The sequence below is a fragment of the Burkholderia sp. AU45251 genome (genome assembly GCF_030482905.1).
GTDB classification, from domain to species: Bacteria; Pseudomonadota; Gammaproteobacteria; order Burkholderiales; family Burkholderiaceae; genus Burkholderia; species Burkholderia aenigmatica.
In genome coordinates this window covers 34179-47056 of record NZ_JAUJQH010000035.1, presented here as the reverse complement: position 1 = coordinate 47056, position 12878 = coordinate 34179, and the positions used below count along the sequence as shown (strand labels likewise).

Annotated in this window: 11 protein-coding genes; 2 read left to right on the top strand and 9 right to left on the bottom strand. The window is 68.2% G+C overall.

The annotated features are described in order from the left end of the window. Positions 1-138 precede the first annotated feature (138 nt). From hutG to hutH, 7 genes are read right to left on the bottom strand one after another with little or no spacing between them, the layout of a single operon-like run. On the bottom strand, positions 139-936 hold the full coding sequence (gene hutG / locus QZM67_RS36370; protein ID WP_205824267.1) for an N-formylglutamate deformylase: 798 nt from the start codon (positions 934-936) through the stop codon (positions 139-141). Positions 937-995: 59 nt separating this feature from the next. Beyond that, positions 996-2372 carry a formimidoylglutamate deiminase gene (locus tag QZM67_RS36365; RefSeq protein WP_301810872.1) on the bottom strand — a complete coding sequence of 459 codons (1377 nt, stop codon included), beginning with the start codon at positions 2370-2372 and terminating at the stop codon, positions 996-998. 4 nt (positions 2373-2376) lie between these two features. Continuing rightward, positions 2377-3600 carry an imidazolonepropionase gene (gene hutI, locus QZM67_RS36360; protein ID WP_043190451.1) on the bottom strand — a complete coding sequence of 408 codons (1224 nt, stop codon included), beginning with the start codon at positions 3598-3600 and terminating at the stop codon, positions 2377-2379. 4 nt (positions 3601-3604) lie between these two features. Beyond that, positions 3605-4216, bottom strand: coding sequence for a HutD family protein (locus QZM67_RS36355; RefSeq protein WP_301810870.1), 612 nt, complete (start codon positions 4214-4216; stop codon positions 3605-3607). A 2-nt stretch (positions 4217-4218) separates the two neighbouring features. Further along, positions 4219-5907, bottom strand: coding sequence for a urocanate hydratase (hutU, locus tag QZM67_RS36350; RefSeq protein ID WP_176051611.1), 1689 nt, complete (start codon positions 5905-5907; stop codon positions 4219-4221). Positions 5908-5946: 39 nt separating this feature from the next. Continuing rightward, entirely contained in the window at positions 5947-6642 is a 696-nt protein-coding gene (gene hutC / locus QZM67_RS36345) for a histidine utilization repressor (protein WP_043190458.1), read from the bottom strand. A gap of 4 nt (positions 6643-6646) precedes the next feature. Further along, positions 6647-8170: a histidine ammonia-lyase gene (hutH, locus tag QZM67_RS36340; protein WP_043190461.1), complete on the bottom strand. Its 1524-nt coding sequence runs from the start codon at positions 8168-8170 to the stop codon at positions 6647-6649. 213 nt (positions 8171-8383) lie between these two features. On the opposite strand from hutH, the gene QZM67_RS36335 reads away from it, so the two are divergent. Further along, positions 8384-9304: a glutamate/aspartate ABC transporter substrate-binding protein gene (locus QZM67_RS36335; RefSeq protein ID WP_301810865.1), complete on the top strand. Its 921-nt coding sequence runs from the start codon at positions 8384-8386 to the stop codon at positions 9302-9304. 21 nt (positions 9305-9325) lie between these two features. Here QZM67_RS36335 and QZM67_RS36330 read toward each other — a convergent pair whose 3' ends face one another. Both QZM67_RS36330 and QZM67_RS36325 read right to left on the bottom strand, forming a co-directional pair. After that, entirely contained in the window at positions 9326-10081 is a 756-nt protein-coding gene (locus QZM67_RS36330) for a 4'-phosphopantetheinyl transferase superfamily protein (protein WP_301810864.1), read from the bottom strand. Between the two features lie 154 nt (positions 10082-10235). After that, positions 10236-11276, bottom strand: coding sequence for an alpha/beta fold hydrolase (locus QZM67_RS36325; RefSeq protein WP_301810863.1), 1041 nt, complete (start codon positions 11274-11276; stop codon positions 10236-10238). Between the two features lie 595 nt (positions 11277-11871). Here QZM67_RS36325 and QZM67_RS36320 point away from each other — a divergent pair. Next, positions 11872-12813: a LysR substrate-binding domain-containing protein gene (locus tag QZM67_RS36320; protein ID WP_301810862.1), complete on the top strand. Its 942-nt coding sequence runs from the start codon at positions 11872-11874 to the stop codon at positions 12811-12813. Positions 12814-12878 lie beyond the last annotated feature (65 nt).

Here is a 12878-nt window from a genome sequence, read left to right as displayed (position 1 = left end):
GCATCGATCAGACGAAAAAAACGGCATCGATCTCGTGGATCGATGCCGTGTTGTGCATTGCATCGGTGTGGCGCACTACGTGCCGGCGGGGTGCGACCCACCTGCTCCGCCGCGCTGCCGCATCCGTGCGGCCCCGGCTCAACGATGCGCGAGCGCGGTTTCGACGAGCGTCTGCAATAGCGGCACAATCCGCGCCGCGCGCGTTTCGTCATACGCGTAAGGACGCGTCTCTTCCATGTAGGTGATCTGCGACAGCTCGAGCTGCACAGCCTCGACGCCGGTATCGGGCACGCCATAGTGACGCGTGATGTAGCCGCCCTTGAAGCGCCCGTTCGCGACCGCCGTATAGCCGCCGTGTTCGAGCACGCGCGCGGCCAGCGCCTCTGCGAGACCCGGTGCGGCACTCGCGCCGCTCGACGTCCCGAAGTTGAAGTCCGGCAGGCGGCCGTCGAAGAAGCGCGGCACGTGCGAGCGGATCGAATGCGCTTCCCACACGAGCACGCGGCCGTGCTCGTGCTTCAGGCGCGCGACTTCGCTTTGCAGCGCGTCGTGATACGGCAGCCAGTAGCGATCGCGGCGACGCATGATCTCGTCGTTGCCGGGCAGTGCGTTCGCCGGATACAACGGTGCCTTGTCGAATGTATCGACCGGCACGAGCCCCGTCGTGTCCTGCCCCGGGTACAGGTTCTCGTTGTCGGGCGGGCGGTTCAGGTCGACGACGTAACGCGCGTGCGACGGCACGAGGACCGATGCGCCGAGGTCGGCCGCGAATCCGTACAGCCGTTCGAGATGCCAGTCGCAATCGTCGACGAAACGCGCATCGTCCGTCATCGTCGCGGCGATGTCGTCGGGGATGTGCGTGCCTGCGTGCGGAATCGAGATCAGCAGCGGCAGCGTGCCCTGCTTCAGCGTGAATACAGCCGGTTGTTCAGTCATGTCGCATCACCGTTGGAGGTCTGCCGGCGCACGCATGCGGCGTGCGCCGGTTGCGCGCGTCAGCGCAGCAGTTGCGCCAGCGCGGCGCGGTAGTCGGCATACGCGACGGCTTCGTCGCGATGGCGGCGGCCGCTCACGACGCGCTCGCCGCCCGTGTAGACGTCGAGCACCGGCGTCTCGCCATGCTCCGCGAACACGATACCCGACATCCACGACGTGCTGTCGTGTTCGGCGATCGCCGGATGATCGGGATCGAGCACGAGCCAGTCGGCGCGGCAGCCTTCGCGCAGCGCACCGACACGCCGCCCGCTCGCCTGCGCGCCGCCTGCGAGCGACGCATCGAACAGGCGATCGGCGACATGTGCCTGCGTGTCGCTCGCCAGCACGTTGCGCGCGCGGTGCACGAGCCGTTGCCCGTATTCCAGCAAGCGCAACTCCGAGCGCCAGTCGACCGACGCGTGGCTGTCCGAGCCGACGCCGATCACACCGCCCTGCGCAAGATAGTCAACGGCCGGGAACACGCCGTCGCCGAGGTTCGCTTCGGTCGTCAGGCACAGGCCGGCAACGGCACGACGCTTCGCGAGCACGGCCGTTTCGGCTGCGTCGACGTGCGTCGCGTGCACCAGACACCAGCGCGCATCGACGTCGAAGCGATCGAGCAGCCATTGCACCGGGCGCGCGCCGTAGGCACGCACGCAGTCGTCGACTTCGGCCGTTTGTTCGGCGATATGGATATGCACGGGCGCATCGTCGGGCAGCCCGTCAAGCAGCGCGCGCAAGCCGTTCTCGGACACCGCCCGCAGCGAGTGCGGTGCAACGCCGTAGCGCAGCCCGCCGTGCTCCGGTGCCGTGCGACGCATCGCGTCGAGCAGTTCGAGCAGACCGTCGGGCGTGTTGATGAAACGGCGCTGGTCGTCGCGCGGCGGCTTGTTACCAAAGCCGGCGAACTGGTACGACACGGGCAGCATCGTGATGCCGATGCCGGCCGCGCGCGCGGCGTCGATCACACGCGTGCCGAGTTCCGCGATCTGCGGATAACGCGAGCCGTCCTGCGTGTGGTGCACGTAGTGGAATTCACACACCGACGTGTAGCCGCACTTGAGCATCTCGACATACAGCCAGCGTGCGATCGCCGCGAGCGCGTCGGGCGTGATCTTCAGCGCGAAGCGGTACATCAGGTCGCGCCAGCTCCAGAAGCTGTCGGACGGATTCGCGCGGTATTCGGTGAGCCCCGCCATCGCGCGCTGGAATGCGTGCGAATGCAGGTTCGGCATGCCGGGCAGCACCGGCCCTGCCGCACGCGCGACGCCTGCGGGTGCGTCGGTGTCGGGCGTCACGCCGGTCAGCGTGCCGGCCGCGTCCCAGCGCAGCAGCACGTTACGGCGCCAGCCATCGGGCAGGTACGCATGGTCTGCAAACAACGTGGTGTCGGTCATGAGGCTATCCATTCATCCGGCGAAACACGGTCGTGCCGCCGCGTACGACCTGCTCGCACAGCGGCCGGCCGATCCAGTAGGCGAGCTCCGCCAGCGAGCCGACCGACCAGGCGGCGAAGTCGGCCTGGCGGCCGACCTCGAGCGCGCCGTGGCGATCCGCGCGGCCGAGCGCCGCGGCCGCATGGCGCGTGACGCCCTGCAGCACTTCGGGCACCGTCATGCGGAACAGCGTGCAGCCCATGTTCAACGTCAGCAGCAGCGATTCGAGCGGCGACGTGCCGGGGTTGTGATCGGTCGCGAGCGCGATCGGCACGCCGTGCTTGCGCAGCAGCTCGATCGGCGGCAGTTGCGTCTCGCGGATGAAGTAGTACGCGCCGGGCAGCAGCACAGCAACCGTACCGGCCGCCTTCATCGCCTCGATGCCGGCTTCGTCGAGAAATTCGAGGTGATCGGCGGACAGTGCGCGGTAGCGCGCGGCGAGCGCCGTGCCGCCCGCGTTCGACAGTTGCTCCGCGTGCAGCTTCACGGGCAGCCCGCGCCGCGTCGCGGCTTCGAACACGCGCTCGGTCTGCGCGAGCGAAAAGCCGATGCGTTCGCAGAACACGTCGACCGCGTCGACGAGCCCTTCGTCGGCCAGCGCCGGCAGCATCCGGTCGCACACTTCGTCGATATACGCATCCGCGCGGCCCGCGTATTCGGGCGGCAGCGCATGCGCGCCGAGGAAGGTCGTGTAGACGCTGACCGGGAAGCGTTCGCCGAGCTGGCGCGCGACGCGCAACATCTTGCGTTCGCTCGCGAGGTCGAGCCCGTAGCCCGACTTGATCTCGATCGCGGTCACGCCTTCGGCGAGCAGCGGCTGCAGGCGTGCGGCGGCCTGCACGAACAGCGTCGTCTCGTCGGCCGCGCGCGTCGCGCGCACCGTCGACACGATCCCGCCGCCCTGCCGCGCGATTTCCTCGTAGCTGACGCCCGCGAGACGCTGCGCGAATTCGTCGGCACGCGTGCCGCCGTACACGAGGTGCGTATGGCAATCGACGAGGCCCGGCGTCACCCACGCGCCGTGCAGATCCTCGCGTTGCCAGTGGGCATAACCGTGCGGCAGCGCGGACATCGCGCCGAGCCAGACGATCGTGCCGGTTTCGTCGACGGCGATCGCCGCGTCGTCGATCGTCTCGTCGGGATGGCCGTGCGGACACAGCCTCAGGTGATGCCAGACAGTCGATTTCATGCGTTCAGTCTCGTTCGCCGATGGCGAGCGACACGGCGAGCAACGCGCCGCTACCGCTCACGACGACGTCAAACGCACGCCGCGGCCCGTCGAGCCGCAGCGTGTCCATTTCTTCCAGTGTGTAGCGTGCGCCGTCGATTTCAACGGCAGCCTCGCCGGTCGCGCAATACAGCAGCACGGTATCGGCATGCTCGATGCGGTGCGCGCCTGCGCGCCATACGTCGAGCGCGCCGCGCGCCGCCGAACGGCGCGTCATCAGGTTGAAGTCGCGCGTCGCGCCGTCGTGCAGCGTCGCGTCGATCGCCGCCTCGCCCGCGAAATCCGCGCGGGCCAGCGGTGCATCGAGCACGTGGCGTGCGCCACCTTCCTCGGCGAGCGTCATGCCCGCGCCGGACAGCAGCACGAGCGTGCGGTCGATTCCGTCGAAACGCGAGAACGGCCCGGCCGTGCCGACGTCCGCGACGCTCACGCGCCACGCGAACGCGTCGAGCGCAGCGCCCGGCGGGAACGCGCCGATTTCGCGCGTCACGCCACCGCCGTTCTTCCATGGCGACGCGACGAGATCCGCTGCGCGGATCATCGTCGCGTTCACCGGCGCCTGGTGGAGCGCCGTCATGCTCAGCGGCCGAGCATCGGCAGCTTCAGGCCGGCTTCGCGGGCCGTCTGCTGCGCGAGTTCGTAGCCGGCATCCGCATGGCGCATCACGCCCGTCGCCGGGTCGTTCAGCAGCACGCGGCCGAGACGCTCATGCGCTTCGGCGGTACCGTCGGCGACGATCACGACGCCCGAGTGCTGCGAGAAGCCCATGCCGACGCCGCCGCCATGGTGCAGCGACACCCACGATGCGCCGCCTGCGGTGTTCAGCAGTGCGTTCAGGAGCGGCCAGTCGCTGACTGCGTCCGAACCGTCCTTCATCGATTCCGTCTCGCGGTTCGGGCTGGCGACCGAACCGGTGTCGAGGTGGTCGCGGCCGATCACGATCGGCGCCTTCAGTTCGCCGTTCTTGACCATCTCGTTGAACGCCTGGCCGAGGCGATAGCGATCCTTCACGCCGACCCAGCAAATACGCGCCGGCAGGCCCTGGAACGCGATGCGCTCACGTGCCATGTCGAGCCAGTTGTGCAGGTGCGGATCGTCGGGGATCAGCTCCTTCACCTTCTGGTCGGTCTTGTAGATGTCTTCCGGATCGCCCGACAGCGCGACCCAGCGGAACGGGCCCTTGCCTTCGCAGAACAGCGGGCGGATGTAGGCCGGCACGAAGCCCGGGAAGTCGAACGCGTTCTCGACGCCCATTTCCAGCGCCATCTGGCGGATGTTGTTGCCGTAGTCGAGCGTCGCCGCGCCGCGTTCCTGCAGGTCCAGCATCGCCTGCACCTGGACGGCCATCGACTGCTTCGCGACCTTCACGATGCTCTGCGGATCGACCTTCTGAGCTTCGCGCCATTGCGCGACGGTCCAGCCTTGCGGCAGGTAGCCGTTGATCGGGTCGTGCGCGCTCGTCTGGTCGGTCACGCAATCCGGCGTGATGCCGCGCTTGACGAGTTCCGGGAACACGTCGGCCGCGTTGCCGAGCAGGCCGATCGACACCGGCTTGCCGTCGCGCTTCGCTTCCTCGATCATGCCGAGCGCTTCGTCGAGCGTCGTCGCCTTCTTGTCGACGTAGCGCGTCTTCAGACGGAAGTCGATGCGCGTCTCGTCGCATTCGACCGCGATCATCGAGAAGCCGGCCATCGTCGCGGCCAGCGGCTGCGCGCCACCCATGCCGCCCAGGCCGCCCGTCAGGATCCAGCGGCCCGACGGATCGCCGTTGAAGTGCTGGTTCGCGACCGAGAAGAACGTTTCGTAGGTACCCTGAACGATGCCCTGGCTACCGATGTAGATCCAGCTGCCGGCCGTCATCTGGCCGTACATCATCAGGCCCTTGCGGTCGAGCTCGTGGAAGTGATCCCAGTTTGCCCAGTGCGGCACGAGGTTCGAGTTCGCGAGCAGCACGCGCGGCGCATCCTTGTGCGTGCGGAACACACCGACCGGCTTGCCCGACTGGATCAGCAGCGTCTCGTTCTCTTCCAGATCCTTCAGCGATGCGAGGATCTGGTCGTAGCATTCCCAGTTGCGCGCCGCGCGGCCGATGCCGCCGTACACGACGAGCGCATGCGGATGCTCGGCGACTTCCGGGTCGAGGTTGTTCTGGATCATCCGGTAGGCCGCTTCGGCCAGCCAGGTCTTGCAGACTTTCTCGCTGCCGCGCGGCGCGCGGATCGTGCGCGTCGGATCGAGACGGGGATCGATGTGTTTCGGATGGTTCATGACGACTGCTCCCGAAGGAAAATGACTATCAAATAGGAATCAGAAATGCCCGGTGAAGCGGTATCGGCTGCCGGGATGCCACAGATTCGCCACCGAGGCGACGACGCCCTGCGACCAGGTGCGTCGATGTAAAACCAGACACGGCTCGACGTCGTCCATCCGCAGCTGCTCGCGCCGCTCCGGCGCCGGGGCCGCCGCTTCGATCCGGTACTCGACGCGCTGCAGCGGAGCCGCGCGCATCAGGTACAGGTTCGGCGTCGTGTTCGTGAAATCCTGCTCGGCGTAATCCGGCGCGACCGCCGGATTCACCCATCGTTCTTCGAGCTGCACGGGCTCGTCATTCTCGAAGTGCAGCACCTGCGAATGAAACAGCTTCGTGCGCACGGCCACCTGCATCTCGTCGGCGATCGCCTCGTCGGCGCGGATCGTGTCGAGGCCGAGCACGCTGGCGTGATACGCATGCCCGCGTGCGCCGACTTCTTCCGAGATGCTGCGAATCGCCACCAGCGTCGATTCGTACTTCGGCCGCGCGACGTAGGTGCCCGCGCCCTTCATGCGCGTGAGCACCTGCTCGGCCGTCAACTCGCGCAACGCGCGGTTGACGGTCATGCGCGCCACCTTGAATTCGCGCGCCAGCTCGTTCTCGGACGGCACCTGGTCGCCCTCCTCCCACTCGCCTGCGTGGATGCGGGCCAGGATGAAGTCCTTGATCTCCTGGTAGACCGGCGCGCTCATGGGCTTACTGTTCCGATGCGAACGAGAACGGCGCAACCTTCGCGAACGCACGCTCGCCGACCAGCTTCGCGATCACGGCGATGTCCGGTGCGAAGTAGTGGTCGAGTTCGTAGTGCGCGACCTTGCCGCGGATCGTTTCCATCACGGGCGCCAGCTTCGGGCTCGTGTGGTACGGCGCGCGCAGGTCGACGCCTTGCGCGGCAGCCAGCAGTTCGATGGCGAGGATGTGCTTCGTGTTGTCCGCGATGTCGGCGAGCTTGCGCGCGGCGAACGTCGCCATCGACACGTGGTCTTCCTGGTTCGCCGAGGTCGGCAGCGAGTCGACCGATGCCGGGTGCGCGAGCGTCTTGTTTTCCGATGCGAGCGCGGCAGCCGTCACGTGCGCGATCATGAAGCCCGAGTTCACGCCGCCGTCCCTCACGAGGAACGGGGGCAGGCCCGACAGCGTCGCGTCGATCAGCAGTGCGATGCGGCGTTCGGCCAGTGCGCCGATTTCCGATGCGGCCAGCGCGAGGTTGTCGGCAGCGAACGCGACGGGCTCGGCGTGGAAGTTGCCGCCCGACAGCACTTCGCCCGTATCCGGGAAAATCAGCGGGTTGTCCGACACGGCGTTCGCTTCCACCAGCAGCACGTCGGCTGCATGGCGCATCTGGTCCAGACACGCGCCCATCACCTGCGGCTGGCAGCGCAGGCTGTACGGATCCTGCACCTTGTCGCAATCGCGGTGCGACTGGTTGATCGGCGAGCCTTCGAGCAGGTCGCGATACGACGCCGCTGCGTCGATCTGGCCTTGATGGCCGCGCAGTTCATGAATGCGTGCGTCGAACGGCTTCACCGAACCGGCAGCCGCGTCGACCGACAGCGCGCCCGCGACGAGCGCGGTGCGGTACAGGTCTTCGATCGCGAACATGTTGTCGAGCGCCAGCGCGGTCGATGCCTGCGTGCCGTTCAGCAGCGCGAGGCCTTCCTTCGCCTGCAGCGTCAGCGGCGCGAGGCCCGCGACGCGCAGACCGTCGATCGCGCTTGCACGCTCGCCGCGGATGAACACTTCGCCGACGCCGAGCAGCACGGCCGACATGTGCGCGAGCGGTGCGAGGTCGCCCGATGCGCCGACCGAGCCCTTCACCGGGATCAGCGGCAGCACGTCCGCGTTGTACAGCTTGATCAGCGCGTCCATCACTTCGCGACGGATGCCCGAGTGGCCGCGGCCGAGGCTCGACAGCTTCAGCGCCATCAGCAGGCGCACCGACGAGCGCGCCATCGGCTCACCCACGCCGACCGCGTGCGACAGCACGAGGTTCTTCTGCAGCAGTTCGAGCTGGTCGCGCGGGATGTGCGTGCTGGCCAGACGGCCGAAGCCCGTGTTGATGCCGTAGGCCGGCTCGCCCTTCGCGGCGATGTCGGCGACGGCCTTCGCGCCTGCGTCGATCTTCGCGAAGCTCGCCGGGTCGAGCGTGAGCTGCACCGATTCGCGTGCGATCTGGCGCAGTTGCGGGAGGGTCAGGTGGCCGGGGGTCAACGTAATCATGTGAGCAATCCTGTCTAGACAAGTTCGGAATGGATTGAAGTGTAGCCACGCCAACTTGTCTAGACAACCCGTATTTCACCGATTTCGACTTGGGAGTTTCCCTGATGCCCGGTACGGCCCGCCGGATCGGCCCGTGGGATCCGGCGCTTAACAGTTGTTGCAATTATTTTGTTTTTGGCAACATACGGATCACCATTCGCCACGGAGACCGCCATGTCCTTCCCGTCACGATTCACCGCCCGGTTCGGCCGCCCCCTGCTGTTCGCCGCGTGCGCACTCGCATGCGGCGCGTCGCTCGCCGCGGAGCCGCTCTCGGGCACGCTCGAGAAGATCAGCCGGAGCAACCTGATCTCGATCGGCCATCGCGAAACGTCAGTGCCGTTCTCCTACGCCGACGCGAACGGCAAGGTCATCGGCTTCTCGCAGGACCTGTGCGATCGCGTGATCGCCGCCGTGAAGGCGCGCACCGGCAAGCCCGGCCTGCAGGTGCGCTTCATCCCCGTCACGTCGCAGAACCGCATCCCGCTCGTGCAGAACGGCACCGTCGATCTCGAATGCGGCGTCACCACGAACCTCGCCGCGCGTCACGCGCAGGTCGCGTTCTCGACCACCTTCTTCGTCGCGACGACGCGCCTGCTCACGCGCACGACGTCGGGCATTCGCGACTTCCCCGACCTCGCCGGCAAGACGGTCGTGACGAACCAGGGCACGACGTCCGAACGCCTGCTGCGCAAGATGAACGAGGAAAAGAAGATGAACATGCAGATCATCAGCGCGAAAGACTACGGCGAAGGACGCCTCACGCTCGAATCGGGCCGCGCGGCCGCGTACATGATGGACGACGTGCTGCTCGCGGGTGTGCGCCAGCTCGCCGCGAAGCCGGCCGACTGGCAGATCGTCGGCACGCCGCAATCGTCGGAAGCCTACGGGTTCATGCTGCGCAAGGACGATCCGCAGTTCAAGGCGCTCGTCGACGGCGTGCTCGTGCAGTTGATGAAGCGCGGCGAGATCGACGCACTCTACGACAAGTGGTTCATGAAGCCGGTGCCGCCGAAGGGGCTGTCGTTCGACTTCGCGATGAGCGACGTGATCAAGGCGCGCTACGCGGCGCCAAACGACGCGCCGCTCGAATGAGCGCCGCGCGCGGATCCCGGCTCACGCGCGCGTCCACGCGACGCACGCCGCGTAGCCGGGCGCCGCGTCGAGCCACGCCGCATCGAACGCCGCGACGCCGGCGGCGGGCGCGGCCGGCTCGACGACCGTCGTCGCGGGAGTCGCGCCGTCGCGCGGCGGCACGACCGCGAACGCGCGCAGCCCGCCGACGATGCCCGTGCCGAGCGCCTTGAGCAGCGCCTCCTTCGCACACCAGACGCGCATGAATTCGCCGGCGCGCGCGGCAAGCGGCAGGCTGTCGAGATAGGCGGCCTCGGCGGGCGCGCAGACTTCGCGCGTCAGCGCACGCCAGTCGGCCGCACGATTGCAGCACTCGATATCGACGCCGACGCGGCCCGCGGGTGCCCACGCAAGCAGCGCATGGTCGCCCGCATGCGACACGTTGAAGTCGAGCGATGCGCGATGCGTGCCGTCGAGCGACGGCCGCCCCGATGCGTCGACGACGATCGCCACCGCCTGCGGCGCGATGCCGAGGGCCGTACCGAGCACGTCGCGCAGCGCGGCACGCGTCGCGGCGCTGCGCACCGCATCCTCATGCCGCATGAAGCGCGCGGCCCGCGCGCGCTCGTCATCGCTGAGTGCCGCATACGCGGGCGACGCAAGCGGTACGCGCCAGTCGAAATCGACACGCACGATCCGCACGCCGGCGCGGGACGCGGCAGACGGCACGTCAAGTTCGTGCACGCTCCAGGCGCGAGGTGTTTCGGACGGGGAAGCAGAATCGGGCGGGACGAGCATCGACGGGCGGCGGCCGGTGGGACGAAACGTCCGATGTTAATCGATCGGGCGGTGCGGCGACGCCGTTGCGGCCCACCGGCGTCAACGCCGGCACCGTGCGCCGCGCTGGTACGTGTGGTCCCGGCCTGCGCCTGCGTGGCGCGGCCCCACCCCGTCACCCGTTCGCGACGACGCCGGGCGCACCGCTACCCGTTCCACGCCCGCGCGATGCCGGGTGAAGCGCATGCACTTTGCCCGCCGAGTCGGCCGGCAGCACACCGTACTGCAGCCAGTACAGCGCAAGCGGCCACAGCGTATCGGTGAAGCGGCTGTGGAAAAACGCGAAATGGCCGATCGCATCGACGCCGATGTCGGCCGGCGCGATTCGCAGGTGCGTGACGTCGCTGCCCGTGTAGTAGCCGACCAGCCGCTCGATCGCCTCGACCGTGCCGAACCCGTCATCGTCGAGACCGATCGCGAGCATCGGCGCCGACAGCCCCGCGAAGCGGGCGGGCAACGCGGCGCGGCTCGCGGCGGGTTCGGCGAGCGGGCCACGCGTATAGCCCTCCTCGAAGCGCGCCTGCGAGCGCACCCATGACAACGCGACGCCACGCGGCGTGTCCTCCATCCAGCCGAGCCGCTTCGCGGGCACGTAGCCGAACACGGCCGCGAGCACCGGCATCGCGACGTGCCACTTCCACCACATGCGCCGCCGTTCGGCCGGCAGGTAATCGCGCCAGTACGCATACTGCGCGCCGACCGTCACCGCATGCCGCACGTGGACGTTCGATGCCGCGAGCCCGAGTGCGAACCCGCCGATGCTGTGCGCGACGACGTCGATCGGCTGGCCCGGAAACGTGTCGCGTGCGTATTGCAGCGCGGCTTCGCAATCGAGCCGCCCCCAGTCGAGCCAGTTCGCGCGCAGCTTCGCGAGCTGCGCCGGGCGCGACCCGCCGATGCCGCGATAGTCATAGACGAGCACGTCGCGCCCCTGCGCGAACAGCCAGGCCGCGAAACGAAAGTAGTAGTCGCAACGTACCGACGTCGCGCAATTGATGACCGTCACGGGCCGCGCGACGCTGCCGCCGCGATGACGCCAGACATGGCCGCGCAATTCATAGCCGTCGGCGGCGCGCAGCGTCACGGGCTCGGGTGGCAATGCGTCTGCCGCGCGGGTGGCCTGCTTCATTTCGTTGCCTTCGTTCGAAATTGTCATCTTGTCTCCTGTCGACCCGAGTTGGCGCTTTAGCGCCTACTCGGGTCCCATGGCGTGGTTGGTTGGAGTTAGCGCTTCAGCGCTTACTCCAACCCCACGGCGGTCGATCCGAGTTGGCGCTTTAGCGCCTACTCGGGTCCCATGGCGTGGTTGGTTGGAATTAGCGCTTCAGCGCTTACTCCAACCCCACGGCGGTCGACCCGAGTTGGCGCTTCAGCGCCTACTCGGGTCCCATGGCGTGGTCGGCTGCAGTTAGCGCTTCAGCGCTTACTCCAACCCCACGGCGGTCGACCCGAGTTAGCGCTTTAGCGCCTACTCGGGTCCCATGGCGTGGTCGGCTGAAGTTAGCGCTTTAGCGCTTACTCCAACCCCATGGCGTAGTTGGCTGAAGTCAGCACTTCATCGCGTACTCAGCCCGCATACTTCACCGTCGATCCCAATTGGCGCCTAAATACCGACTCCCACCCGAGCTTCGCGGCCGGCCAAGGCGTCAACGCACCCGCCCCTCCACCACCACCCGCACCAGCCTCCATTGAACTTGACGCGCCCCGCGTTCTCAACCAATCTTGCTGCTCCATTCGCATGAGTCACGCGCATGTCAACGCCGCTCGTCCGCCTCCCCTCCCTCGACCTCGTCCGCGGTTTCGTCGCCGTCGGCCGCCGCATGAGCATCACGCTCGCCGCGCAAGACCTGTGCGTCACGCAATCGGCGGTCAGCCGCCAGATACACGCGCTCGAAGCGCATCTCGGCGTCGCGCTGCTGCAGCGCGGCTACCGCAAGATCGCGTTCACGCCGGAAGGCGAGCGGCTGTTTCGCGTCGCGGATGCGGCGCTGCACAGCCTGCAGGACACCGTCGCGTCGCTCGCCGCCGCGCGCGAGCGTCAGCCGGTCACGATCACCGCGAGCATCGGCGTCACCGCGCTGTGGCTGCTGCCGCGGCTCGGGCGGCTGCAGACGCGCCTGCCGGAGATCGACCTGCGCGTCGCCGCGAACGACAAGGTACTCGATTTGCGCGCCGAAGGCATCGACCTCGGCATCCGCTATTGTCCGCGCGACCGCGCGCCGGCCGGCGCGCTGCGCCTGTTCGACGAGATCGTCGTGCCGGTCGCGCATCCCGCGCTCGCCGCGCGGCCCGTCACGAACGCGGCCGCGATCGCCGACCACGTGCTGCTCGAATTCGACGGGCCGCCGCAGCCGCAATTGCAGTGGCGCGCGCACCTGCACGCGGCCGGGCTCGGCGACACGCGCCCGAAAGGCGTGCTGCGTTTCAACCAGTACGACCAGGTGATCCAGGCCGCGATCGCGGGCCAGGGCGTCGCGCTCGGCCGGCTCGCGCTCGTCGCGCCGATGCTCGCGGACGGCCGGCTCGCGGTACTCGGGCCGCACACGCAGGCGCTGTCGGATGCGTACGGCTACTGGCTGTTCCAGCACGATCCGGCCCCGCGCCGCGAAGTCGCCGACGTCCGCGACTGGATGCTCGCCGAGGCGGCCGAATGCGATACCGCGATGCGCGCGCACGACACCGCATCGGCGTAAGCCGGCGCGGCGTTTGCGAACGACCCTGATCGCTGCCGAGCGCTCCCGCCCCACTCCATGCACTC